This window comes from Pedococcus sp. KACC 23699, from assembly GCF_045348425.1.
Lineage (GTDB): Bacteria > Actinomycetota > Actinomycetes > Actinomycetales > Dermatophilaceae > Pedococcus.
In genome coordinates, this window is record NZ_CP157483.1 from 1696689 (window position 1) to 1722696 (window position 26008).

The 26008-nt window shown below is 72.2% G+C and carries 15 protein-coding genes; 4 read left to right on the forward strand and 11 right to left on the reverse strand.

The window, feature by feature from the left end; translation table 11 throughout:
• Positions 1–95 precede the first annotated feature (95 nt).
• From ABEG17_RS07910 to ABEG17_RS07960, 11 genes are all read right to left on the reverse strand, one after another.
• Positions 96–2546, reverse strand: coding sequence for a transglutaminase domain-containing protein (locus tag ABEG17_RS07910; RefSeq protein ID WP_406832736.1), 2451 nt, complete (start codon positions 2544–2546; stop codon positions 96–98).
• Entirely contained in the window at positions 2543–3961 is a 1419-nt protein-coding gene (locus tag ABEG17_RS07915; protein ID WP_406832737.1) for a DUF58 domain-containing protein, read from the reverse strand. Before ABEG17_RS07915 ends, ABEG17_RS07910 begins: the two co-directional genes overlap by 4 nt.
• 15 nt (positions 3962–3976) lie before the next feature.
• Positions 3977–4945: an AAA family ATPase gene (locus tag ABEG17_RS07920; RefSeq protein ID WP_406832738.1), complete on the reverse strand. Its 969-nt coding sequence runs from the start codon at positions 4943–4945 to the stop codon at positions 3977–3979.
• Between the two features lie 62 nt (positions 4946–5007).
• Complete coding sequence (locus tag ABEG17_RS07925) at positions 5008–11379, reverse strand: Ig-like domain-containing protein (RefSeq protein WP_406832739.1); 6372 nt, start codon at positions 11377–11379, stop codon at positions 5008–5010.
• Positions 11380–11452: 73 nt separating this feature from the next.
• Positions 11453–12205: a hypothetical protein gene (locus tag ABEG17_RS07930; RefSeq protein ID WP_406832740.1), complete on the reverse strand. Its 753-nt coding sequence runs from the start codon at positions 12203–12205 to the stop codon at positions 11453–11455.
• Entirely contained in the window at positions 12202–13785 is a 1584-nt protein-coding gene (locus tag ABEG17_RS07935; RefSeq protein WP_406832741.1) for a serine/threonine-protein kinase, read from the reverse strand. The genes ABEG17_RS07930 and ABEG17_RS07935 overlap by 4 nt, the downstream gene beginning before the upstream one ends.
• Complete coding sequence (locus ABEG17_RS07940) at positions 13782–15539, reverse strand: FHA domain-containing protein (RefSeq protein WP_406832742.1); 1758 nt, start codon at positions 15537–15539, stop codon at positions 13782–13784. The genes ABEG17_RS07935 and ABEG17_RS07940 overlap by 4 nt, the downstream gene beginning before the upstream one ends.
• Positions 15536–16357 (reverse strand): PP2C family protein-serine/threonine phosphatase, encoded by an 822-nt coding sequence (locus tag ABEG17_RS07945; protein WP_406832743.1) that lies wholly within the window; start codon positions 16355–16357, stop codon positions 15536–15538. Before ABEG17_RS07945 ends, ABEG17_RS07940 begins: the two co-directional genes overlap by 4 nt.
• A complete protein-coding gene (locus tag ABEG17_RS07950; RefSeq protein WP_406832744.1) occupies positions 16354–16827 on the reverse strand; it encodes a hypothetical protein in 474 nt (157 codons plus the stop codon). The genes ABEG17_RS07945 and ABEG17_RS07950 overlap by 4 nt, the downstream gene beginning before the upstream one ends.
• A 175-nt stretch (positions 16828–17002) precedes the next feature.
• Positions 17003–17797: a glycerophosphodiester phosphodiesterase gene (locus ABEG17_RS07955; protein ID WP_406832745.1), complete on the reverse strand. Its 795-nt coding sequence runs from the start codon at positions 17795–17797 to the stop codon at positions 17003–17005.
• Positions 17798–18026: 229 nt separating this feature from the next.
• On the reverse strand, positions 18027–19475 hold the full coding sequence (locus tag ABEG17_RS07960; RefSeq protein WP_406833158.1) for a CCA tRNA nucleotidyltransferase: 1449 nt from the start codon (positions 19473–19475) through the stop codon (positions 18027–18029).
• 104 nt (positions 19476–19579) lie between these two features.
• Between ABEG17_RS07960 and ABEG17_RS07965 the strand changes: the two genes are divergently transcribed.
• The 4 genes from ABEG17_RS07965 to ABEG17_RS07980 are packed head-to-tail and all read left to right on the forward strand — an operon-like array spanning position 19580 to position 25990.
• Complete coding sequence (locus ABEG17_RS07965) at positions 19580–20074, forward strand: NUDIX hydrolase (protein WP_406832746.1); 495 nt, start codon at positions 19580–19582, stop codon at positions 20072–20074.
• Entirely contained in the window at positions 20074–22221 is a 2148-nt protein-coding gene (locus ABEG17_RS07970; RefSeq protein ID WP_406832747.1) for a DUF6049 family protein, read from the forward strand. The genes ABEG17_RS07965 and ABEG17_RS07970 overlap by 1 nt, the downstream gene beginning before the upstream one ends.
• Positions 22218–23930, forward strand: a complete 1713-nt coding sequence (murJ, locus tag ABEG17_RS07975) for a murein biosynthesis integral membrane protein MurJ (RefSeq protein ID WP_406832748.1) — start codon at positions 22218–22220, stop codon at positions 23928–23930. Before ABEG17_RS07970 ends, murJ begins: the two co-directional genes overlap by 4 nt.
• A 17-nt stretch (positions 23931–23947) precedes the next feature.
• Complete coding sequence (locus ABEG17_RS07980) at positions 23948–25990, forward strand: hypothetical protein (RefSeq protein ID WP_406832749.1); 2043 nt, start codon at positions 23948–23950, stop codon at positions 25988–25990.
• Positions 25991–26008 lie beyond the last annotated feature (18 nt).

Genomic DNA, 26008 nt, shown 5'->3' on the forward strand with positions numbered 1-26008 from the left:
CGCGGGTGGGGCCTCATGCTTTCCCGGGTCGATGTGAACACGCCCGGACTTCCGAGCGTGTTCACATCGACCCGGTGAGGTATGGGGTGGGCGGGTCAGCGCGTGAACAACGGCCGGACGTCGACGTCCGAGCGCAGTCGCCGCCAGAAGTCGGCGTTCGCGCGCAGGTCGGCCCGGGCCGCGGTCGCTGCACGGAAGTACCCTGCCGCCTCCTCGATGGAGGGTTCGCCCGGCCCGAAGACGTGGCCGTTGGCTCGGGCGGCCAGCGGTCGCAGGTCGATCGGGCCGTGGACGGCACCGGCCTGCTCGAGCCGGGTGGCCCGGCGCGGCAGCCGGTGTCCGTAGGACCGCGCGCTGCCCATGAGGTCGGCCCACACCCAGGCCACCCGGGACGCGGGCGGTCCCCGGGTCGCGTGCCGGCGCCGGCGCCAGGCCTTGAGCCCGCGGATCAGCCAGTAGACGATGACCAGGGCGAGCAGCACCAGACCCAGGACGGCCAGCCACTGCAGCCACCACGGCCAGGCCGAGGGGTCGAAGAGCTTCTTCGGCGGCTTCTTGAGGTTGGTGGCGTTCTGCGCCTGGTCGGGGCCCTGGAGCACGCTGGGCGGGTTGACGCCGGCCGGCGGGGGGACGAGCGCCCCGACCTTGCGGTCCTCGACCTTGGTCTGCAGCTCCTTGGGCTTCTTGTCCCGGTCGGGGAGGAAGTTGTCCGGGAGGATGGGCTGCCACTGCCCCTGGCTGTCCCGGACCTCCACCCAGGCGTGCACGTCCTGCCCGCGGACCGGTCCGCTGGCTGGCGTGATGGCACCCATGACGACCCGGGTCGGCACCCCGATGCGGTTGCCCATCAGGGCGAGCGTCGCGGCGTACTGCTCGTCGTCACCCGCCAGCTGGGCCAGGCCGACGAACCGCGAGAGGCGCCCGATGCTGTGTCCGGGCAGGTAGTAGCGCTCGACCGAGTTCGGGGTGCCGCCATCGGTGTAGGCGCCCTCGCCCGCCATGACCTTGGCGATCGAGACGAACTGCGCCCACGGGTCGGGCGCGTCACCGCTGAACGCGTCGAGCTTGGCGTCGAGGAAGCTCGTGTCGACCTCGTCGGTGAGCGAGCCGGAGCCGACCGACAGCGAGCGCGGCATCTTCTCCGGCGTCGCCGGGACGTAGGCGGTGAAGGTGTAGGAGTCGCCGGGCTCGAGGCGGTCGGGCACGAGCGCCGTGTTGGTGTCGATGTTGAGCCACAGCCGGCCGGCGAGGGTGTCGGCCCGGGCCCCGGCGAACTTCACGCCTGCGACCGTGCCTGCGGTCGGCAGCCACACGTCGCCGTAGCCGCCCTGCGGCACGCTCACCCGGACGTCGACCTTGCGCCCGGGGCCCTTGGTCGAGACGCTCTCACCGACCTGCTGGAACGACGCACCCGGGACGAGCGAGCCGCTGTTGGCGCGCTCGGAGGCGCCCCAGACCGCGCCGTCGTAGGAGTCGAGCGTCGCGAACCGCAGGGGGGTGCCCGCCGGCAGGCCCCGGACGTCGAGCAGCGGGGTGTCCCACAGGGCGGCCGGGTTGGGCTCGGTGTACTTGCGGAACCCGGCGAGCGGGCTGGCGAACGCGGCGATGTCGATGGGCGGGACGACGTGGGACCGCGCGACCAGCCGGGTGGTCGAGTCGGCGCCGGGCAGCTGGGGTCCGACGAAGTACCCCGCCAGGAGCGCGATCCCGATCAGCGCGGCACCGATGCCGTAGCGGGTCCGCTGGCCCGCGCCGTTCTGCAGCGGGGCACGGGTGCGGGCGGCGCGGACGACCATCCACCCGATCCCCAGCACGGCGAAGACGGCGCCCTGCACGGCCAGCGAGGCCGGCTCGAGGGTGCCGAGCACGATGCCCAGGGCGAGCAGCGCCAGCGGCGCCGGCAGCACGGCATACGGGCTGGACCACCGGCGGGCCACGGCGTAGGTGACGCACCCGCCGAGCAGGCCCACGATCAGGGGCAGCGCGAGCAGGCCGTTGCCGGTGTCGACCGGCGGCAGGAGCGTGACCAGCCGCTTCCAGCCGTGCACGGAGGTGTCGGCGAGGTCGAAGAACGTCTGCCCGCTGGGCAGCACCCCGCCGACGAGGTCGCGGCGGACCGCGAGCGGCCCACCGAGCAGGAGGTAGAGGACCGTCACCACGGCGAGCGGGGCCACGAGCGGGAGCTTGTATGCCGTCGTCACGTGCGTCGCGAGCAGGCCCAGGACCAGCCCGGCCACCGCCGGGAGGACCCAGGCGGCACCGGCGAAGTCGGTGCGGAAGCCGAGCAGGGCCACCCCGACGAGCACCGCGGTGAAGGCGGCGTCGACGAGCGCCGCGCCGCCCGGGCGCAGCCCGCTGGTGGCCGAGGTCGCGGCGAGGCGGGACCGGGTGCTGGTCCACGAGGTGCGCGCGCGGGTGCGGCCCGGGGCCGTCGAGTCCCTGGCCGGACCGGTGGTGTGGTCCGAGGGTCTGGACTGGCCGGACCGGCCGGGCTGGGCCGGCGGCTGGGCGGGCTGGCCGGGCTGGGCCGGCGGCTGGGCGGTCATACGAGGGCTCCACTGGCGAGGACGGCGCGCAGGTCCTGGATGCGCCGGATGTTCAGGCGGGTCAGGCCGCCGAGGTGCTGCACCCCGGTCTGCTCCATGGCGTCGATGGTCAGGACGATCTTGTTGACCTCGAGCTCGAACTGGCCGAGGGCCCGCTGGGCCTCGATGAATGGCTGGCCGGGGCCGGTGATGAGGACGACGATCGAGGTGTCGGGCGCCAGCGCCAGGGCCTCGGTGCACCGGCCGAAGACGTCGGACGGGCCGAGCTCGACCCGGGCGAAGGCGTCGAGGGTGAGCGACGCCGTGGTGCGCGAGGCGGCCTGGTCACGGCAGACGACGGTCGTGTCCTGCTCGTCGCGGATCGCGCGCAGGGCCACGGACGCGGCCGCGCTGATGGCCGTCTCCGCCTCGTCCTCGCCCCCCTCGAACTGCTCCGGGTCGGCGTCGACCACCAGGCACAGGTGCGATCGTCGGGTGTCGAGGAACTGGCGCACCAGCAGCCGTCCGGCCTTGGCCGAGGACCGCCAGTGGATGTAGCGGCGGTCGTCGCCGGGCTGGTACTCGCGCAGGGCGTGGAAGGCCAGGTCCGACATCGACAGGTCCTGGGTCGTCTCGCCCTCGAGGTCCCGCAGCAGGCCGGCGCCGAGGCTCTCCAGCGAGACGGTCCGCGGGTGCACGTAGAGGTCGGTGACGTCCGTCCAGCGCTCGGTGCGACGGACCAGGCCGAGCGGATCGCCCTGCACCGTGCGCGCCGGCCCGACCGGGATGACGCCGCGCCGGTGGGTCGGGACGACGAACAGCTCCTCGTGCGCCTTGCCCGAGCCCAGCGGTGGCAGGGTGAACCGCGCGGCCGAGACACCGACGGGCAGCTCGACGAGCAGCGGCAGCATCCCGCGCGGGGAGTCGTTGGTCACCGTGATGCGACCGGTGGCGGGCTCGCCGACGCTGACCCGGACGGGTTCGAGGTCGGTGGTGATGGTGACCCGGGTGCGACCTACGGCGAGCAGGACGCAGCACAGGACCAGGACGAGTGCGGCCGACCCGATCATCAGCCACTCGGTCCACCCGGTCCACCAGCCGACCACCCAACCGGCCACCCCGAGGGCGAGGACGGCCCAGCCCAGCGGGGAGATCCAGCGCAGGAACCCGGCCGCCGGGGCCCAGGCCGGGCGGGTCCGCTCACGCAGCTCGAGCGCCTTGGTGCTGACCTCCTCGGGGACGGCGGGCAGGGTGAGCCCGCCGAGCCGCGACAGGTCCGGCAAGCGCACCGCGGGCAGCCGCGGCGTGGGCAGTGAGCGGCGGCGCCGGGGTGGTGCGGGGGCGGCAGGGCGGCCGGAACGCAGGTCGGCACGGCGGACGGTCCGCTCCTCCTCGGGAGCGGATCCCTCCTGCGGGGACCCGGTGGGTGAGCTCATGGTTCCTCAGGGACCTCAGGCAGCCCGTTCGGCGGGCGGTGCGACCTCGCCGAGGATCTGGGTGATGACCTGGTCGACGGTGGTGTTGGCGAACTGCGCCTCCGCGGTGAGCAGGAGACGGTGGCACAGCACCGGGTTGGACAGCATCTTGATGTCGTCCGGGATGACGTGGGTGCGGCCCTGGCTCGCCGCCCACGTCTTGGCGCAGCGGATGAAGGCCAGGCAGCCACGCACCGACATACCGAGCTTGACCGACACGTGCCGACGCGAGGCCTCGGCGATCTTGGAGACGTACTCGAGGATCGCCGGGTCGACGTGGACCTCGTCGGCCAGCGCCGCCATGTCGGTGATGACGCTGCTCGTGACGACGGCGCTCAGCGCACCGGCCCGGTCGCGGACCTTGGCGTTGGCCAGCACCGCGACGGTGGCAGCGAGGTCGGGGTACCCCAGCGAGGTCTTCATGAGGAAGCGGTCGAGCTGGGCCTCGGGCAGGCGGTAGGTCCCGGCCTGCTCGATGGGGTTCTGGGTCGCGATGACCATGAACGGGTTGCCGGCCTCGTGGCGCACGCCGTCGACGGTGATGTGCGCCTCCTCCATCACCTCGAGCAGCGCGGACTGCGTCTTCGGGGAGGCGCGGTTGATCTCGTCGGCGAGGACGATGTTCGCGAAGATCGGCCCGGGGTGGAAGTCGAACTTCTGCGTGCTCGGGTCGTAGATCGTCACGCCCGTCACGTCACTGGGGAGCAGGTCCGGGGTGAACTGGATGCGGGTGTTGGTGCCCTGCACGGAGCCGGCGAGCGCCCGGGCCAGCTGGGTCTTGCCGGTGCCCGGGAAGTCCTCGAGCAGGAGGTGGCCCTCGGAGAGCATGCAGGTCAGCGCCAGCCGGATCACGTGGTCCTTGCCGAGTACGGCCTTCTCGACGTTCTGCACCATCTGGGTGAACGCCTGCTCGAACCACTGGGCCTGCTCTTGGGTGACGGTCATGGCCTTCTCCTTCATCGTGTCTCGGTGGGGTTCGTGGGTGCGGGGGAGTGTTCGCAGGGTCGTCATGGCCACCACGTGACCAGACCGGAGTCGTAGGTGCGCCCACCGCCGTTGAGCACGATGCGGGCCTTCTTGCTCAGGTTGGGGTCGAGGGCGCAGTAGCCGCTGGTCCGCTTGCCGCCCTTCACGCTGACAGGCCCGGTGTAGAAGGCAGACTTCCGACCGCCCCGATAACAGGTCATGCTGTACCCACCGTCAGGAACCCCGGGTGCGGACCAGAGGATGTCGTAGCAGTTGCCGCAGTCGCCGGTGGAGCCGCCGTGGTGCAGGTTTGTGATCGCCACCGGCTGGCTGTCGGTCTTCCCGGTGACCGTGGCGTAGCCAGCCGACCGGCCCGAGTCCATCGCCACCGCGTAGACCCTGACCGAGTAGGACGTCGAGTAGCGGGCCTCGGTGTGCGTCCACGAGCGGGCGCTGGACCCGAGCCTCGCCACCAGGGTGCCCCCGCGGTACACCTGGAACTGAGTCGCCGCCCGGCCGTTCGGGGTCCAGGTCCACCTGTACGTGATGGTTCGCCCGTTGCTCACCGAGTACCCATTAGAGCGGGGTGGGTTGGTAGGTCCATAGGTAGTGACCTTGTTGCTTGTCACAACATCCGATGCACTGCCCCCGGAGTTGACCGAATACACACGGAACGTCCGCCCCGCCGTCGGCAGAACCGGCGTAAGAAACGAGAACCCTCCTGAAGGGCAGGGCCGGGCATCACATGAGTAGGTCCCCGACGCGCCGCTCGTGGACCAATGCACTGCCTTGAAGCCCCCTGAAGCGGATTGGCCAAGCTGGACGGTGATCTGTGCTTTCTTGTCCGACTTCGGGGTGGAGGCTGTGACCTTTGGTGTTGAGGGCTGGCCAACGGCTGAAAATCTCGCAGTGTTCAGCTTCGGTGACGTCTTGTTTGCGCCATTCGTTGCAGTCACGGTGTAGTCGTAATGGCGACCGTCGTAAACGACGTCAGAGTCAGTGAGATAAGTCTGATCGGGCGAGGAGGACGAACCCACGACCGCCCAGGCTCCCTGATCAGCCCGCTTGTACACCGTGTAGCGGGTGAGTGGAGGACCGTTTGGCGTCACAGCGTTCCAGTCCACATACACGGACGTTGTGGCACTTCCGGCCGGGCGCGAGCGTGGCGTCAGATCGGGCGCGCCCACGGCAGGCGGGGTGCCAGCGGACTGCATCTCGACGACCGACCCGTAGGGGCCGGCGCCGAGGTGATTGCGGGCGCGCACCGAAACCTTCTGCTTGTGGTTGTTCGTCAGGCCGGAGATCGAGGCGCGCGGGGTGTCGCCGCCCGCCACAGACACCGTGCGGGCGGCGCCCGTCGTCGCGTCCTGAAACTTCACGACGTAGCTAGTTACTGCGCTGCCCTTCTTGGGTGGCGGGTCCCACTTCACGGTCAGCGTGCCGTCACCACGGGAGACCATGGCGACCCCGCTGACGGGGTTCGGCGCCGTGTCGGGCACGACCGGCCCCGCCTCGGCGCTGGGGTCGCTGGCACCGATGCCGTTGGTGGCCAGCACGGTGAACCAGTACTGCTCGCCGTCCTGCAGACCGCTGATCGTGCAGGGCGACGCCGAGCAGGAGGTGGTCGTGGCGCCGGGGCCGCGGCCCTTCACCGAGTAGCTGGTGATGGGGCTGCCGCCGTCGAAGCTCGGCGGCGTCCAGAAGACGCGGGCGGTGCCGCCGCTGACCCGGTCGGGCACGGCACGCACGCCGGTCGGCGCCAACGGCCTGCCGAGCACGCTGATGGTGCCCCGCCCGGTCGCGTTCCTACCGGGGCCGTCGGAGACCGAGACGGTCACGGTTCCACTGCCGGAGGAGTCCTTGTCGGCGGCCACCGTGAGCACGCAACCGCTGAACGACGACGTCATGCCCTTGCCGCTGTCGATGCGGGCCGCGCTGATCGAGCACTGCGGCTTGTCGAGCGGAGAGTCGAGGTAGGACCGCAGGTCGACCGACTGCGAGGAACCGGCCTTGAGCCCGGCCACCTGGAAGGGCCGGACCCTCGGCAGCGGAGCGGTGGTGGCGACCGGCTTGCCGTTGGCGTCCGTGGCCGGGTTGGCACCGTTGGCGCCGCTGCCCCCTGCCGGTCGAAGGCCCAGCACGTTGACCTTGACGTAGGAGACCTCGTCGGCGCCGCGGGCCTGGATGCGAACGCGTCCGTTGGTGCTGGTGGGGGCATCGGCGTCGGCCTTGAGCGTGACGCCGCGACCACCGGTGCCGTTCTGGTCCAGGGCGACGCCCTTGGGCTGGGGCTCCCAGCGGACGTCGAACAACACGTCGTCGAAGGTCATCCCCGGCGGGAGCCAGGCGTGGCACAGCGTCGGGATGTCCAGGCTGCGCGCGCGACCGGACGCGACGAGGCTGACCGAGAAGTCGGGACAGCTGAGCAGCGGCACCTTGGGACCGATCTGTACGGGGATCGAGACGTAGGCGGTGCGGAAGTCCTTCTGGCCCACGCTCTCCTGGTCGGTGACCTCGAGCATCACCGCTCCGGGACCGACGTAGCCGCCGGAGGACTTCAGCGTCAGGGTGCCCTTGTCCTCGTTGGTGACCGAGAGCTTGGTGGCAGGCGAGGCGCTGAGCGTGTCGGGCGTCGTCAGGGCGATGACGCGGGCCCGCGGCGACTTGACGTAGTCGCCGAGCTTCACCGTCCTGCTGGAGTCCTTGCCCATCTCGATCAGCGAGCCGCTCGCCACGAACGGCAGCCCGTTGTTGCCGGTCGGCACGTAGATCAGGGCCATCGCGGTCTGGCCGTCCGCGTCACGGATGACGTAGGGGACGGTGTGCGGGTGGTCGAGGATGGTGACCCGCACCTGGTTGCCCACGATGGTGCCCTCGGGCGACAGCAGCCGGTCGATCCGCAGCGAGCTCTGGGCGCCGTCGACGTCGCGGTCGTTCGCGAGCACGTCGACCATCGCCGTGTCCTGGCCGGCGACGGGCTTGGCCACGTCGTCAACCGCGACCGGACGGTTCTTCCAGCTGGGGACGGGCAGCACGGTGATCGAGGCCTTCGACGGGTCGAAGACACCGTTGTCGATGCCGTACGTGAGGACTCGCGGCCCGTCACCCACCGGGGGCACCACGGTGCGGAAGGTGCTGGCCTCGGCGTCGACCTTCCACTTCGCCAGGGAGACGGAGTCGTTGAGCTCCTTGTACTGCAGGTCGATCGCGTCGCCCCTGGCGATGAGGTCGTTCTCGGTGGGGTCGAGCGTGACGGTCTTGCCCGGGGCGGCCCGGACCTCGTCCTGGACGGCGACCGGCGGTTGCGGGTCGCCCGGGGCCACGACACCGATGCGGACGAAGCCGGTGCTCTTGGCGCCATACCGGTCGGCGACCGTGTAGTGGAGCACCTCGGTGCCGGTCGCGCGGGGGTACGCCTCGTACTTGATGGTCGACGTGCCGATCCCGGTCACGCGACCGAGCGACAGCTCGACGGCGTCGCCGCCCTCGCCCTCGATGCCCTGGACGGTCACGCTGTCGCCGTCGGGGTCGACGCCGGACACCGGGACGGTGACGGTGAGGGGTTCACCGGAGACCACGCTCGCGGAGAAGCTGCGCGCCACCGGGGCCTGGTTGGGGTTGGTGGCTCCCGGCAGCGGCTTGACCGTCACCGAGATGCGGCCCGAGCGGGCCTTGGACTTGTCACCGATCGGGTAGGCGGCGTACTCGATCGTCACGACCTTCTCGACGGTGACGGGCTTGGACGCGTCGGGGACGTAGCGCACGAGGTTGCCGGAGGCGAAGGCGTTCTGCGGCTCGCCGGCCCCGAGCACCTTGACCGACTCGGGGTCGAGCACCAGCGGGATGCCCTCGGCCATCGAGTCGTTGTCGAGCACCGGGATGCTGACGCTGTCCTGGGCCCGGACCACCGCGGTGTCGTCCTGGATGATCGGCAGCGCCTTGGGGTCGGTGGGTCGCTGGGTGACCGTGACCTCGCCACTGGCCGACCTCTTGCCGTCGCTGACGGTGTAGCGGACGGTGCCGGTGCGCGGCTTCGACCCGCCGATGAAGGGGTCGAGCGCCTCGACCCGCACCCAGCGGCCCTGGTAGATCGACGGGCGCAGCCAGTCGCTGTCCTTGTCGACGGAGACGCTGCGCGTGACGAGGACGTCGGCTCGCGGCGAGTAGTCGTTGGCGAGGACGTCGCTCATCACCGGGGTCTGGTCGCGCACGGTGGCCGCGTCGGGCACCGCCACCGGCGGGGCATCGGGGTCGGGGTCGTCGATGAGGTCGATGCGCAGCCGACCGGGCGCCACGCCCTGGCCCACCTGCGCGGCATACGTGAGCTCGAAGGTGCCCTTGGTGGCCCCGGTGATGGTCACGACGCCGGTGTCGAGGTCGCTCTCCACGGTGAGCGAGCCGACGGAACGCACCTCGGTGGCGAGGCGCATCTTGGCGTCGGGCTCCTCGGGGTCGGCGCCGGCGATGTCGTTGCCGAGCGGCTCGACCTGCAGTGGCTTGCCCACGACGCCGCGGACGACGTCGGGCTGGGTCAGCGGCGCCCGGAACTTGCCGTCCTTGTCCAGGACCGCCAGCGTGACCCTGCCCTCGGTGGTGCCGCCCCGGCCGTCGTCGACGGTGTAGGGGACGGCCTGCGAACCGGCCTTCTGCCGGGCCTGGACCACGAGGCGGCCCAGGCCGTCGACGAGGCTGTCGGAGTCCGCGGGCTGCACCGTGAGCTGGTCGTTCTCGGGGTCGCGCCAGTCGCCGATCACCGAGACGGGCAGCCGTCCGTTGCTGACGACGGGGTATGCCGTCTTGGCCAGGGTCGCAGACCCCTCACGCAGGTATGGCGGGTTGTTGACCCCCTCGTCGACGATCGAGACGGTGACGGTGGCCTGCGAGTGCGCGGCGGCGGTGCCGTTGTTGACCTTGTAGGAGAACGTGAACGACCGGTCGTCCGGGTTGGCCGGGACGCTGACGTCGATCGACTGGCCGTCACCGGCCACCGTGGCGGTGACGCCGGCTGCGGTCGGCTGGGTCACCTCGCTCGGCGCGATCGCGAGGATCGACCCGGCGGTGTCGGTGTCGTTGTCCAGGACGTGCAGCTTGGAGGTGCGACCGGGGCGGACCTTGAGGTTGTCGGGCTCGGCCTTCGGCGGCTGGGGGGTCGTCGAGTCGTCGACGACGTTCTTGTCCTTGTTGTCGCTCTTGTCGTCGGCCTTGCTCGGCGGGATGACCGAGTCCCAGTTGTCGATCTTGAGCGGCTTGGAGTCGAGGTCCCAGGCGTTGCCCGAGTCGAGGTCGTTGAGGACGATGAGGGTGCGGTTGGTCCGCAGCGCCATGCCGTCCCGCAGCGGGGCGTCGCCGGGCTTGTCCAGGGTGCCGGCGGTGACCGTCTCGGCCTGACCGCAGTTCACGCCGTAGTAGGCCTTGGAGGTCTGCGCCCACGCCGCGTGGACGCAGTCGCCGAGGCGCACCGGTCGCGACACCTTGGGCCGCTCGGCTCCGGGGCCGATCTGGCTGGGCAGCCGCACGCCGGCGTGGCCCGGCTTGTCGCCGAGGCCGATGACCTTGAGCTCGGTCGTCGTCTCGAGCGCGACGGAGTCCGCCGCAGGACCGGGCTGCTGCAACGCGGCATACGACATGGCGCCGAGCCGCTCGGCGCCACCGGCGACCGGCTTGTCGAGGCCCTGGGCGAAGACCTGGTCGAAGACGGGGTTGTAGACCACCCATCGCGTGCCGACGGCGGTGATGTCCACGGCACTGGACTGGAGCTTGATCTTCTCGGTGACGGGGGTGCCGAAGGTGCCCCCCGTGACGGGCACGGAGATGACCTTGCCGGTGGTCGCGGACACGACGTGCACCCCACCCGAGGTGTCGACGGCCATCGCCGCGACGGCGCCGGCCGTCGCGAGCGGCTTCGACGCGGTGGACAGCGACAAGCCCGACAACGGGACGCTGGGGTCGACACGCTGTGCCCAGACCTTGCCGGTCTTCGGGTCGACCATCGCCAGGGTGCCGCCGCGCAGGTCGCCGGTGCCCGGGACGAACTCGTCGCCGACCGGCTTGGCCTTCTGGGGAAGCTGCACCGGGGACGTGGAGTCGAGGCGTCCGGTGAGCGGGTCGATGGGGACGAGCTGGTTGCCGGAGGTGAGGATGCCACCGACCGCGGCGCCGTCCTGGAGCACGTCCAGGCCCGCGCCCGGGGTGACGTTGGCCTGGATGCCGGCGTCGAACTGCCGTGCCGCCTTGTTCATGCGGGCGAACTGGCTGTAGTTGGTCGCCGAGACCCACACCCCGCCGTCGTTGAGGTCGGCCTCGTGGACGGTTTCCCCCCTGGACTGGACGGCGAAGAACGTCAGGCTCGATGCCGCCAGTGCGACGACGACCCCTGACGCCACTCCTGCGCGCCGACGCGAGATCGGACTCATCTGCGTGCTGCCCCCGTGCTGCTGGTCATGGTCGTGCGTCTGGTCCTGCGTGTGGTCGTGCGTGAGGTGGTGGTCATGCGGGTGGTCGTGCGCCCTGGTCGTCCTCGTGGTCCAGCGCATCCAGCAGCGCGAGGTCGCCCTCGGTCACCAGACGCGTGGACAACGCGTGCTCCACCAGTCGTGCCTTGCGGTTGCTCGCGAGCTTCCCCGGCCCTCCGTGCAGTCCACGAGTACCAGCATCGGCGAGCTTTTGACAGACATTGTCCAGTTTTCGGTTGAACTTCGTGACCTTCCAGCCCAGCCGGGCGGCAGCGTCCGCCGACGACGGGATCTGGCCCGGTGCGGAGTAGGAGCGCCGCAGGAGCCCTTCGCACAGCGCCACCATGAGCAGCTTCTGGTCGGGGGTGAAGGTGACGCGTCCGACCGTGGTCTCCCCCGTGCTGTCCTCGACCTCGATGTCCTCGGTGCCGGTCGACGTGAAGGCCGGGCTGTCCACGATGATGTCGAAGTCGTAGGTCGTCGGACCGGCGGTGAACCACACGGTGAACCGCTCGACGGCCAGGGGTATCCGGGCGCCGGGGTTGAGCCAGGCCTGGAACAGGCCCTTCTTGTCGGCCACCGTCGCGGTCAGGGTGGTGCCGACGTTGGTCAGCCACCACAGCCCGCCCTCCTCGACGACCTGCAGGAAGCTGCGGTGCAGGAACGGGTTGTCGTCGATCTCGACGTCCCCCGTGCGCCCGATCGTCAGGGGTGTCCCCCGCTCGGCGACGAACTCCTCGCCGCAGAACTCCACCGTGATGCTGCCGGTCCGGTCCGTGGTGCTCACCTGGCCCTCCCACACTGGGGTGTCGAGTACTCCGAGGACAGTCCCTCGCGGCTGACCTTCACCTGGCCGCAGACCTGCGTGCCCTTCTTCGCCTTGACGGTGAAGGTGGAGTCGGCCAGCGGCGCTCCGTCCATGGCGCTGCCGAGGGCCGAGGTGCCTGCCGCCGTCCGCAGGAAGAAGCGGTCTGGCTTCTCCGGCGCGAGGTACTGCCAGGTGAACTTCACCCCACCCGAGACGCCCTTCGCCTCGATCGTCGGGGTGCTCGGCACGGACAGGGCCACGTCGCCGCTCTCGCTCGCGACGGTCTTCGGGGTGTCCGCCGGCCCGTCGCCACCGCGGCCGACGAGCACGGAGACCCCGACCACGACAGCCACCACGGCGACGGCGATCGCCGCCAGGGTCACGGCGGGGTTGCGCGCCGGCGGCGCAGCGACCACCTCGGGTTCGACCGTACGGGTCGCGAGGCGGTCGCGGCTCACGGTCCCCCCGACGTCGACGGCGTCGACCGGAGGGTGTCCGTAGGGCGCGTGGGACGCGGTCCCGGCCACCCCCTGGGCGCCGTTCACGGCGACGGTTCCCCCGACGCTGCGCGGACGCGGGCCCACGGGGGTCTGGCCCTGGACCGACTGCGGCGCCCGGACGCGGGTCCGGTCGTCCTCCGCCCCGGGGGCCGGGGCGCTCTGGTCGGCGAGCGTGGTCTGGCCCTGCTCGTCGAGGACGACGATGGCGGTCCGGGTGAAGCGCTGCTCCTGCTCGATCTCCTGCAGCGAGCGCGCGAACGCGATGGCGCTCTGCGGCCGCGCACCGGGGTCCTTGGCCATCGCCTGCGTGAGGAGCCGCTCGAGCGAGACCGGCACGTCGGCGCGGCCGGTCGCCGGAACGGGCGAGGTGCGGATCCGGGGCATCAACCCGTATGCGGAGTTGTCACCACCGGGGATCTCGAACGGGGAGCGGCCCACGAGCAGCTGCCACAGCGTCGCCGAGAGGGAGTAGACGTCGGCACGGGCGTCACCGTTGGACTGCCCGAAGAGCACCTCCGGCGGCGCCCAGGGCACGCTCACACCCACGTCGTCATCGTCGTCCTCCGCCGCGCCGTGGCCGAGCTGGCCGGCGATGCCGAAGTCGGTGAGCCCGGGGGCGCCGTACTGGCTGACCAGCACGTTCGCCGGCTTGATGTCGCGGTGGGTGATCCCTGCCCGGTGGGCGGTCTCGACGGCGCTGGCGAGCTGGATACCGGTTCGCAGCACCTCCTCGACGCTGAGCCGCTCGTTGCGCGAGCGCAGCGCGAGGTTGGGCGGCGGGTAGTACTTCATGACCAGGTAGGGGCGGCCGTCCAGCGAGGTGCCGGAGCGGAAGACCTGGACGATGTAGGGGTGGTCGGCGAGCTGGGCCATGGTGTCGGCCTCGTCGCGGAACTGGCGGCGGATCGAGTCGGTCAGTCCCTCGCCCTTGAGCACCTTGACGGCGACCCTCATCCGCGGCATCTGCTGCTCGTAGAGGTAGACGTCGGCGTACCCGCCCGAGCCGACCAGCTCGCGGTAGACCAACCCGTCGAGCTCGGGTGGGACGGCCACCGTCACGAGGGCACCTCGTAGCTGAAGGTGACCTCGTCAGCCATGCCGACGACCGTTCCCGGCTCGATGACCTGGCTGTCGCTGGGCCGCAGCCGCACGGCCTGCTGCCCCGGCAGCGTCACCGTGGTGCCGTTGGTGGAGCCCAGGTCGCGGACCAGGACGTGCCAGCCCTCGAGGACGACCTCGGCGTGGTTGCGCGAGATGTCGTTCTCCCGGCTCACGACGCGCACGAGGTGCGGCCGCTGGGCGGCGGGCAGGTCGGCGTTGACCTTGGGCGCGCGCCCGAGCAGGACACCGCGGTCGAGGGTGACGACGTCGCCGGTCGAGAGCCGGATCCGGCCCAGTGGCGGTCGCGGCGTCTGGAACGGCTGCTGCGGCGGGATGTCGCGTTCACAGACCCGGCAGGCACTGGCGTGGGGTGGGCTGGGGTGCCCGGCCGGGCACAGCACCGCCAGGACGATGGGCCCTCTCGGTATGGAGCCGGTGGCCGTCACGGGCAGGCTCGCCCGGTCGACGGTGGCCTCCTCGGGCGCCGGGGCCGCAGGAGGCGTGGTGTGCTCCGCCGACACAGCCGGCGCCGGGGTCGGAGCCGAGGTGGGGGCCGGCGCGGAAGTGGGGGCCGGAGTCGGCGCGGGTGCGGGCATCGACGTCGGGGCCGGGGCCGGAGTCAGAGTCGGAGCGGGGGGCGCCACGGGCGGGGCGGGGATGGCCCTGGTCTGCGGCGCGGCCGGCTCGGCCGCTGAGGGGGCGACGTTGCTGCCGCCGCGGCGCCAGGGCACGGACTCGATGAGTCCACCGCCCTGGGCGGCCCGGACCTCAGGACGGGACGCCGGGCCGGACGTCGCGCCGGACGTCGCGCCGGGCGCCGGGCCGGAGGTGCTGCTCGAGGTGCTGCCTGACGTGTTGCTCGACGTGGTCCCCGGCGTGCTGCCCGGCGCAGTGCCGGGTGAGCCACCCGCGGTCCGGTCGCCCGCGGTCCGGGTGCCGGCGGCCTGTTCGTCCCGTGACCGGGCCAGGCGGCCGGCCTGGGTGTGCTGCGGCGGCGGGAGCGTGTGGTCGGAGCTCGGCGGCGGGGTGACGCCGGCCGCCTCCTCCATGGGTGCCCGGCCGATCGGGGGCTCCTGCAGCGTGCCGGTGTCGTGGTTGGGGAGGAACGGCGGTGCGCCGGTGGAGCCGGGGGCCCCGAAGAGGTAGTCGTACCCGGGGACCTCCTGCACGGCGTCCCCGGGGAGGTCTTCGTCAGCGGACGCGTCGGGACCATCGGCACCGTTGGCCGCGACCGGCGGCGGCCCGCCACGGCGCAGGCGCGCCGGCACCTGCCAGCCCTTCACCCCGCCCGGCGAGCTCAACCGGCCGTCGGGCAGACCAGCCGTCGGCGCCTCGGGTTCGGGCAGCGGCACACCGGAGTGCAGCACGACCTCGGTCGCGCCGTCGGGGGCGTCCTCGTCGGCCCAGGGGCCGCGCCGTGCGGCGCGGATCTCCACGTCGCCGGCGGGCGCCGGCGCCACGGCATACGCGGTGCCACGGGCGACCACCCGCACGGGGTCACCTTCCTGGACGGCGACGAAGTCCGGTGCGGTCCGGACCCCGTCACGGGTCAGGGCGTCGAGCAGGTCGTCGAGCTCGCCGGTCCCGGCGGCCTCGCGGGTCCGCTCCACGACGTCGTCGGAAGCAACACCGCGGACGAGGACGAACACGCCTCCAGCCGAGATGGCGGACCATCCCGGCTGGTCGGGGGCGGCGAAGCGGACTGCCGTCACGGGGTGGACCTCGTGACCTCGCTGCGCGGAGCCGTGTCGACGTCGTCGGCGCCGTCGGCGTCGTCGTCGCGGCCGTCGAGGGCCACGACCACCACGGTGACGTTGTCGCGACCGCCGGCCTCGACGGCTGCGTCGACCAGGGCGACCGCCGCGTCGTGCGGGTCCTCGTGCTCGCCGAGGAGGGCCGCGATGTGGTCGTCGGAGAGCTCGCCGTTGAGGCCGTCGGAGCAGATGAGGAAGCGCTCGCCGACCTGGGGCGGGAAGACCCAGAGGTCGACGGCCGGCATGGAGTCCGCGCCCAGGGAGCGGGTGACGACGTTGCGCAACGGGTGGCGGGCCGCCTCGGCCTCGGTGATGAGTCCGGCGTCGACGAGCTCGCGCACCTCGGAGTGGTCGACCGTGACGCTGCGCAGCCGGCCGTCGACGTAGCGGTAGACGCGGGAGTCGCCGACGTTGAAGACGGCCCAGTGGGTGGATCCGCCGGCGGAGACCACGGCCAGCCCGGCCGCGGTGGTGCCCATGCCGGTCTGCTCGGGGTGCCGGGCGACCGAACGCAGGATCTGCTCGTTGGCGTCGGCGAGCGCGGTGACGACGTCGTCGCGCACGAGCACGGCCCGTCCGGCGAGCGCGCGCAGGCTGTCGACGACGATGGCGCTGGCGACCTCACCGGCGGCGTGGCCACCCATGCCGTCGGCGACGGCGAACACCGCGCCGTCGGCGACGAGGTTGTCCTCGTTGTGGCCCCGCACCCGACCCACGTCGGTGGCCGAGCCGATCCGCAGGGTCAGCCCGGACACGCTCACGGGTGTGCTGCTCACCGGGTCACCCGCACGGTCTGCATCAGCTCTTGGATGGTGGCGTACTCCGACTCGACCTCGGGTCCCCCGACCGAGCCTGTCACCTGGATGAGGTCGACGACCTGGCCGCGACGGGCGCCGGCGAAGAGGTGGGCCTGCACGACGTCACCGACCAACTCGTCCGTCCACGACACGTTGACGCCGACGAACGGCACCTCGTCGATCTCGACCTCGAAGGGGTCGTCCATCTCCCCGTCGGGGCGCTCGGTCACGAACGCCTTGAGCTCGGCCAGCGCCCGACCGATGGTGAACTCGGCGGAGCGGGTGAAGCCGCGCACGACGAGGTTGGGGGCGAAGCTGCCACCCTTCTCGGCCCGGCGAGCCGCCAGGAGGGTTCCGGGCACGCGGACCGGCGACCAGTCATCAGGGATGTCGACAGTGACCGACGGCGGGCCGGGGAACTGCTCGCTCGGGTACTTCAGGGTGGGCATCAGGACCTTCCGGGGACGCAGCGACCGACGGCGACACCGGGCAAGGCTAGATGGGGAGGGGGCCGCCCCCAATGGGGAGAACTCCCCGTTGCTGCCCTGCCGACGCAGCCGGGGCAAGGCTCCCACAGGTGGGCAAACCGGGAAACCTCGAACGACCAAACCCACCCGTATGCCGTCAGTCGGCTTGTCCGCGCAGGGCGGCGAGGGTGGTGGGCACGTCGTCGACGACCACCGCGTCGACCCCGGCCGAGAGCAGCTCGGTGGCCACGTCGGCGCCGGGGCACCAGACGACGACCTCGAGTCCGGCCCGGTGGGCAACGTCCACGGCATACGCGGCCGACCTGAAGCTGGGCGCACGGTCCACGCCGTTCGGGCCGAAGGAGGACCAGTGGGCCGCCACGGCGTCCACGCCGAGGTGGACGGCGGCGGGGATGGCCTTGCGCAGGGGGAAACCCACCCAGGCGAGGAGGCCCCTCGGCAACACCGGTGCCAGCTCGCCGATGACGAGCAACGACGCCGGATCGAACGACGACACGAGCACCGGGCGACCGGCCGCGCGGTCACCCGCGACGAGGTCCCGCAGGACCGGGGCCAGAAGCGCCGCGGTCGTGGCCTCGCGGGGCCGAAGGGCGTCCTCGAGCGAGGTCTTGAGGTCGATGTTCACGCCGATGCCGTCGGGCAGGGCCGTCAGCACGGTGTCCAGGGTCACCATCCCGAGGGCCGTGGCACCGGGCCCGTCCAGGTCTGCCACCCAGCTCCCGTCGTCCAGGGTCGGGTGGTGCCCGACCACGAGCAGGTCGTCGGCAGTGCGGCGGACATCGAACTCGACCCAGCGCAGGCCGCTCGCGACGCCGGCGAGGATCGACTCGAGGGAGTTCTCGGCGTTGCCGTCGACGGTGCCGCGCCCGGACCCGCGGTGCCCGAGCACCGTGGGTCGTCCGTCGAAGACCCTCTTCGGGGCTGTCACCACGCCGTGCCAGCGTGTGTCGGGCGTGCGACCTGCAAGGGGTTTGTCGCCATTCCGCTATTCTGGGCCATCGTCTTCAGGGAATCCCCTGTTTGAGTGGAGTGAGGTCGAGGGGCAGTCGGCTCCCCTCGACCGGGTCTGAACGTTCTTCGCCAGCGACAGCGGGCTGTCGGTGTTCGTCGCCGACTGACCCGAAGCCAGCAGTGACAGTGCGACGGGCCCTGCGAACGGGTCAGTTCGCCGCTTCGGGCTGCTGGGCCCACCACTCCTGCAGAGCCGCCACAGCAGCATCGCGCCCGATCGGCCCCTGATCGAGGCGCACCTCGAGCAGGAAGCTGTAGGCGCGACCCAGCACCGGTCCGGGGCGGATGCCGAGGACCTCGGCGATCTCGTTGCCGTTCAGCTCCGGTCGCACGGCCGCCAGCTCCTCGGCCTCCTGGAGGGCGGCGATCCGCACCTCCAGCTCGTCGTAGGTGCGGGACAGCCGAGCCGCCTTGCGGGCGTTGCGGGTCGTGGAGTCCGACCGGGTCAGGCGGTGCAGCCGCGGAAGGAGCGGTCCGGCGTCGGTGATGTAGCGCCTGACCGCCGAGTCCGTCCACTGGCCGTCGCCGTAGCCGTGGAAACGCAGGTGCAGCTCGGTGAGACGGGCGACCGCCTTGACCGTCTCCTTGTCGAAGCGCAGCGCCTTGAGGCGCTTCGCCGCGAGCTTGGCACCGACCACCTCGTGGTGGTGGAAGGAGACCCCGCCACCCGCTTCGAACCGTCGCGTCGCCGGCTTGCCGATGTCGTGGAGCAGGGCCGCCAGCCGCAGCCACAGGTCCGGACCCGGGACGGACTCGGGCGGCCCGTCGGCCGGACCTTCGAGCGAGATGGCCTGGTCGAGCACGGTGAGCGAGTGCTCGTAGACGTCCTTGTGACGGTGGTGCTCGTCGATCTCGAGCTTGAGGGCGGGCAGCTCGGGCAGCACATGGTCGGCCAGACCGGTCTCGACGAGCAGGCGCAGTCCGGGCCGCGGCGTGGGGGCGAGCAGCAGCTTGGTGAGCTCGTCGCGGACCCGTTCGGCCGACACGATCTCGATCGAGCCGGCCATCTGCTCCATCGCCGACCGCACCTCGGGCGCCACGGTGACACCGAGCTGCGCGGCGAACCGGGCGGCGCGCATCATCCGCAACGGGTCGTCCCCGAAGGACACCTCGGGCGTCCCCGGCGTGCGGAGCCGACGAGCCGCGAGGTCGGTGAGGCCGTCGTGCGGGTCGACGAACTCCATCGACGGCAGCCTCAGCGCCATCGCGTTGACGGTGAAGTCGCGCCGTACGAGGTCGTCCTCGAGGTTGTCACCGAAGGCGACCACCGGCTTGCGTGTCTGGCCGTCGTAGGCGTCGGCGCGGTAGGTCGTCACCTCGATGGTGTGCTCGCCGCGCCGGACTCCCACCGTCCCGAACTCGCGGCCCATGTCCCAGTGCGCGTCGGCCCACGGCTTGAGGACTGCGAGCGACTCGTCGGGCGAGGCGCTGGTCGTGAAGTCGAGGTCGGGCGAGACGCGTCCGAGGAAGGCGTCGCGGACCGGGCCACCGACGAGGGCCAGCTCGTGGCCGGCGGCCGCGAACAGCGCCCCCAGCTCGGTGAGCAGGGGCACCACCGGGGCGAGGTGCGAGGTGGCCGCCCGCAGCAGCTCGGGGATGTCCGACGGTGAGCCGCTCGAGGCGTTCGAGCCCTTCGGGGACGGCTCGCGGGGATCGGCGGTGGACACGAGGGTCAAGCCTAGGCGCTCGTTAGAGTGACCGGGTGACCTCCCCCGCACGCGATCCCGAACGGCTGGCCCCCAGCCGCGCGCGCCTGCCTGCGGTCGAGGAGCGCTCCGCCGGGGGCATCGTGGTCGACGTGCACGACGGAGTGGCCCGCATCGCCGTCATCGCGCGCCGCAACCGCGCCGGCCGGCTCGAGTGGTGCCTGCCCAAAGGCCACCGCGAGAACGATGAGACCCTCGCGCAGACCGCCGAGCGCGAGGTCGCGGAGGAGACCGGCATCCAGGGCCGGGTCCTCACCGAGCTCGGCACCATCGACTACTGGTTCGCCACGAGCGACCACCGCGTGCACAAGTTCGTGCACCACTACCTCCTCGAGGCCACCGGCGGTCGGCTCACCATCGAGAACGACCCGGACCACGAGGCCGTGGACGTGGCCTGGCTCCCCCTCCGCGAGGCCCACGAGCACCTCACCTTCCCCAACGAGCGCCGCATCGCCAGGCAGGCCTGGCACCGTCTGGCCGGAGACGGGTGATGGGGCGCGTCCCGGTATGCCGCGTGCTCGCCGCGGCAGCGCTGGTGCTGCCCGCCGTCGCGGCCACGCCGCCCGCGACGCACGCGGCCGTCCGAGCCGCACCCGGCACCCCGGCCGCCGCACCCCGTACCCAGGTCGGCGCAACCGCCACACAGGTCGCAGCGACACGACCGACCGCCACCGCCCCGCGGGCCGTCGTCCAGCTCAGCGGGGTCAGCCCGGCCGTCGTGGCCCCCGGCCAGAAGGTCGTCATCTCCGGAACGGTCCGTAACGACGGCACCACCCCCTTGGTCCGGCCCACGGTGCGGGTGGTGGCGGGCACCCTCCCCAACACCCGTGAAGCCGTCCGCGACTGGGCCGTGCAGGCCGGCCCTGCGCAGGGCGACGTCGTCGGCACGACGCGTCTCGCCGGCAGCGTCGCACCGGGCACCGCCGCCGGCTTCCGGATCAGCCTCGAGGGCATCGCCTCGAGACGCTCCGACGCCACGTATGGCGCGGTGCCCCTCAGCGTGGAGTCCGCGGACACGTCCGTGCGCACCTTCGCCGGCTTCCAGCGGATCAAGCAGTACCAGCCCCTGGCGATCTCGTGGGCCGTCCCCCTGACCCTCGACCCGGACCCCGACCTCTTCGCCGGGACCGGGACCGCCCGCGAGACTGCGTGGACCTCGGCGCTGGACGCCTCCTCGCGGGTCACCCGCGTGCTCGACGCCACGCAGGACGCGCCCGTCACGTGGGCCCTCGACCCGAGCCTGACGCCGGGCCTGCTGCCCGCCCCCGTCGACGCGGGCGCCAGGGGGACCCAGGAGCTGCGTCTGCGGACCGCCACCGAGGTGCGCATCACCCAGGAGGCCCAGCGCCACAGCCCGTGGGTCCTACCCGACACGGATGCGGACGTAGGGGCCGTGGCCAGCCAGCCCGGCACGACCGAGCTGTTCCCCGACCTCGTCCGCCGTTCGGCGAACGTGGCGAAGGGGCTCGGCGGTCGCTCCGACATCGCCTGGCCGGCCGACGGCACCTACACCTCGCGCGCCGAGTCCGGACTGCGCCAGCTGTTCCGGGTGCCCCCGCTCGCCGCTCAGGTGACCTCGAGCAGCGCACTCCCTTCCGGCCCGACCGGCCTGACCCCGGGCGCGACCCAGCGCAGCACCACCGGGCTGCCCCTGCTGGCCTACGACGACTCGCTCAGCTCGCTGCTCGGTCGCACCACCTCGGGACCGGAGTCGGTGCTGAGCACCCAGCAGTTCATCGCCGACTCGGCCGCCCTCCTGGGGGAGCTTCCCGGCACCGCCGGGCGATCGGTGTTCGTCGTGGCTCCTCGCTCCTTCAACCCGGACCCCGAGGCGACCCGGCGCTTCTTCGACGTCGTCCAGAAGCTCCCATGGCTCACGCCCACGACCACCACGGCCCAGCTCGCGGCAGCCCGCCGCACCGCACCCACGCAGGTCGCGCCGGTCACCCGCCCCACCACCCCCTCGGCCAGCGTCAGCAAGCCGGTGCTGACCCCCGCCCGCACGGCCGCGCTCGAGCAGACCCTGCGCACCGTCCGCGGCGTCGCCCAGATCCGCGACGACGGCAACGAGTTCGCGCGCACCTGGACCCGGGCCGCCGAGCAGCTCGCCTCGACGCGCTGGCGTTCGGCCCCCACCGCCTGGAACACCCTGAACGGTCGCGTCAACGCCGCCACCCGGCAGACGACCACGGCCGTCAAGGTCAGCGCGGGGACGATCAACTTCCTCGCCGACTCCGGCCGGCTCCAGATCACGGTGACCAACGACCTGAACGTGCCCGTCGAGAACGTCAAGCTCACCGTCGAGGCGTCCAACCCCCGGCTCCAGATCGACAGCCAGCCCTCGATCCTGCGAATCGGCCCGCACAGCCGCGCGACGGTCAACGTCAGCGTCACGGCCCTGGCCGCCGGCCTCGTCCCCCTCCGGACGACCCTGACCACGCCCGACGGCACCGTGGTCGGCCAGGGCGCCGACGTGCAGGTCCGCGTGACCCCGACGGGTAACTGGGTCTACCTCGTCCTGGGTGGGGTGGCGGCCCTGGTCCTCGTCCTCGGTATCGTGCGCACCGTCAGGCGGCGCCCGAGCCGCTCCGCCCACGGCCACGGAGCCGACCCCCGAGCCGTGGAGGCACGCCGATGAGCGAGACCCCGCCCCCGCAGGCAGACAGCAGCAGCAAGGACACGCCGGGCGCCGACCCCACTCCGCCCGCTGCCACCACCTCTGCCCCCGAGGGCAGCCTGGCCCGGTCGAGCGCGATCATGGCCGCCGGCACCGTTGTCTCGCGGCTGCTCGGCTTCGCCCGAGCCTCGTTGCTGGCCGCGACGATCGGCATCGCGCTGTCCGCCGACACCTTCCAGGTGGCCAACACGCTGCCCAACCAGTTCTACCTGCTGCTCGCCGGTGGTGTCCTCAACGCGGTCCTCGTCCCGCAGATCATCAAGGCGTCCACGGACACCGATGGTGGACAGGAGTTCGTCAACCGGCTCATCACCTTGTCCCTGGCCCTGCTGCTCGGCGCCACCCTCGTCGTCACCGCCGCCGCCCCCCTGCTCGTGCGGCTGTTCTCCCAGGGCTGGAACTCGCCCACGCTGGGCCTGGCCACGGCGTTCGCCCTGATCTGCCTGCCGCAGGTCTTCTTCTACGGGCTCTACACGCTGCTGGGGCAGGTGCTCAACGCCCGCGGTCACTTCGCGGCATACATGTGGGCGCCCGCGCTGGCCAACGTCGTCGGCATCATCGGCATCGTGACCTTCCGGCTGGCCTACGGGAAGGACATCCCGGTCGCCAGCTGGACCGGGCCGATGATCTGGCTGCTGGCGGGCTCGGCCACCCTCGGTGTGGCCGCCCAGGCGGTCGCGCTGTGGCTGCCGCTGCGCCGGATCGGGTTCCACTACCGCCCGGTCTGGGGGTTCCGCGGTGTCGGCCTGCGGTCGGCTTCCCACGTCGCCGTCTGGACCTTCGCCGCCGTGGCCGTGAGCCAGCTCGGCTTCATCGTCACGTCGAAGGTCATGACCAGGGCCGGCGACCTGCTCCAGGCGAGCGGCACGGTCGGGGCCGGGGTGACCGCCTACGGTCTGGCGTTCCTGCTCTTCATGCTCCCCCACTCCCTCATCACCGTCTCCCTCGTCACCGCGTTGTTCACCCGCCTCTCCCAGTCGGCCCACCGCGGCGACGACCGCGGGGTGGTGGCCGACCTCGGCCGGGGCCTGCGCATGCCGGCGGTCCTGCTGCTGCCGATCACCGTGGGGGCCGCGCTCCTCGGGCCACAGGCCGTGCGCCTCGCCTTCCCGGGCAACAGCCACGACCAGGCGCTGGCCATCTCGGGGGTGATGGTCGCGATGATGATCGGCCTCGTCCCGTTCGGCTGGTTCTACCTCGTGCAGCGCGTGTTCTACGCCTACGAGGACGCCAAGACCCCCTTCCGGCTCCAGGTGCTCGTCACCGTGGTGGCCTCCGCGGTCAACCTGCTAGCCCTCGTCGCCACGCCCGAGCGAGCCGGCGTCATCGTCGGCATCGGCCAGACGCTGAGCAACCTGGCCGCCGCCGTGGTCGGCTTCGTCCTGCTCCGTCGGCGCCTCGGCCCCCTGCACCTGCACCCCACGGTCCGGGTGTACGTCCGCCTCGGCATCGCCTCCGGGCTGGCCGTGGTGCCCACCCTCGGCCTGCTGTGGTTGCTGGCGCGGATCGGGGTCGACGCCCAGTCGTGGTTCGGCGCGGCACTGGAGCTGGCCCTCGGTGGCGCGGTCTACCTGGCCTTCGTCTTCGGCATCGCCCACGCGATGCGGGTCGAGGAGGTCGGGCAGCTCTTCGACCCGGTGGTCCGTCGCCTGCGTCGCCGCCCGGCGTGAGCGAGCCAGACCCTAGGATGGCAGCGCAGCGCAGCGGCGACCGGACCGGCGACCGCACCAGCGACGCAGGAGGAGGCAGCGTGCACGGGGTTGGGCCTTCGACGGTGCTGGGCGGCCGGTATGCCGTCCGGCGCAGGCTGGAGACGCTGGCGCACGCCGAACGCTGGGCGGCCCACGACACCACCCTCGAGCGCGACGTGGTCGTGGTCTGCTTCGCCGAGGACGAGGAGCACGCCGCCGCCACCCTCGACGCGGCCCGCCGTGCTGCGGGCCTGGACAACCACCGCCTCGTCCGGGTGCTCGACGTCGGCCACTCCGACAGGACGGCCTTCTACGTCGAAGAGGCGATCGCCGACGCTCACTCCCTCGCCCAGATCCTCGAGCAGGGCGGCCTGCCCGCCGAGGAGGCCCGCCGCATCGCCGGTGAGACGGCCACGGGCCTGGAGGCCGCCCGCTCCCGCGGTCTGCACCACCTCCGCCTCACCCCCCACTCGGTCCTGCGCGCTCCCGACGGCACCATCAAGGTCCGCGGTGTGGCCACCGCCGCCGCCCTGGCCTCCGACGACGAGCTCGACTCTGCGAGCGCGGCCCGCCTCGACGCCGTGGGCGTGGTGGCTGTGGCGTATGCAGCGCTGACCAGCCGCTGGCCGCTGACCCCGGCGGTGCCCGGTGTCGAGAGTGCACCCCGCGTCGTGGGGGGCGTCGCCGCACCGTCCGAGATCGCCGCGGGCGTGCCGGGGGACCTCGACGCGCTGTGTCGCCTGACCCTCAACGACGACCAGGGCCCGCTTACGCCCGGAGACTTCGCGTCGCAGATCGCTCCCTGGGCACCCACCCAGGTGGTCGGACTCGGGGGCAGCGCCCCGCGCCCCGTCACCGGCGACGTGGACCGCACCATCGCCCTGCCGATGGGCGACCTCGCCCGAGACCCGGGCCACGCTCCGGCTACCCGCCAAGGGGGCGCCACGCCCTTCGACCAGGACGACACGGTTCGTGCTGCGGCGCCGGACCAGGCGACACAGGTCATGGCTGCTGGTGCTGCCGGTGGCGCAGCAGCGGGGTCGACCACGGGTGGACCCGGTGGCGCGGCCGCGGCAGGGAACGCGGCAGGGAACGCGGCAGCGAACGGTGAGCACGGCCCGCAGGAGGGCGCCCCGGCTGCCGTGGCTGCGGCGCTGGGTGCCGGGGCTACCGCCGCGGGGCACGCGGCCGGTGCTGCCGCACACCGGGTGGGTTCGTTCGCCAAGGCTGCCGCGGACAAGGCCGCCGACAAGGCAGCCGAGCGCAAGGCAGCACGTGATGCGGCGGCCGAGCAGGCCGAAGAGCGCCGGATCAGCCTGGACGAGGCCCTCCTCGACACCTCCGAACCGCTCGATCCTCCCCTGCCGATGCTGCCGCAGGAGACCGCCCAGACGAGCCGGGCCCAGTCCAAGGTCGTGCTGGCCATCGTGGCCGGCTTCCTCGTGATCGTCACGGCGCTCGGCTGGTACGGCGTTTCGCAGATCGGGTCGGGCGCCCACCTCTTCGCCGGGTCCCCGAGCCCCACGGTGACGGTCACGGCACCCACAGCGACGGTCACCCCCGGACAGACCACGACGCCGTCCCCCTCGACCACCACCACGACGGCGAGCGAGGAGTTCGCCATCCTCAGCGCCACCGGGTTCGACCCCGAGGGCGACAACGCCGAGCGCAACGGCGAGGCTCCGCGGGTCTTCGACGGCAAGACCGACACGTTCTGGAGCTCCGAGGGCTACGCCAGCGCCAACCTCGGCGGCCTCAAGAAGGGTGTCGGCGTCCGCCTCGACCTCGGCCAGGTCCGCAAGGTCTCCCAGGTCGACCTCGTGCTCCCGAACTCCTCAGACGTCACCGTCTACGTCGGGCCGGACCGGACCCTGGACACGGCCACGGTCCTCGGCACGTCCTCCGGCAAGAGCGGCAACGTCATCGTCAAGTCCGCCAAGCCCGTGACGGGGCAGTACGTCATCGTCTGGTTCACCAAGGTGTCGCAGGTCAGTGACGGCAAGTTCCGCGCGACGCTCGCCGAGGTCACGGTCCGCTGAGCCGGGCGCGGCGGACCG

Coding starts and splice junctions, on each gene's coding strand:
- ABEG17_RS07910 (WP_406832736.1), bottom strand. CDS start 2,546: ATGACCGCCCAGCCGCCGGCCCAGCCCGGCCAGCCCGCCCAGCCGCCG.
- ABEG17_RS07915 (WP_406832737.1), bottom strand. CDS start 3,961: ATGAGCTCACCCACCGGGTCCCCGCAGGAGGGATCCGCTCCCGAGGAG.
- ABEG17_RS07920 (WP_406832738.1), bottom strand. CDS start 4,945: ATGACCGTCACCCAAGAGCAGGCCCAGTGGTTCGAGCAGGCGTTCACC.
- ABEG17_RS07925 (WP_406832739.1), bottom strand. CDS start 11,379: ATGAGTCCGATCTCGCGTCGGCGCGCAGGAGTGGCGTCAGGGGTCGTC.
- ABEG17_RS07950 (WP_406832744.1), bottom strand. CDS start 16,827: ATGCCCACCCTGAAGTACCCGAGCGAGCAGTTCCCCGGCCCGCCGTCG.
- ABEG17_RS07970 (WP_406832747.1), top strand. CDS start 20,074: ATGGGGCGCGTCCCGGTATGCCGCGTGCTCGCCGCGGCAGCGCTGGTG.
- murJ (WP_406832748.1), top strand. CDS start 22,218: ATGAGCGAGACCCCGCCCCCGCAGGCAGACAGCAGCAGCAAGGACACG.
- ABEG17_RS07980 (WP_406832749.1), top strand. CDS start 23,948: ATGGCAGCGCAGCGCAGCGGCGACCGGACCGGCGACCGCACCAGCGAC.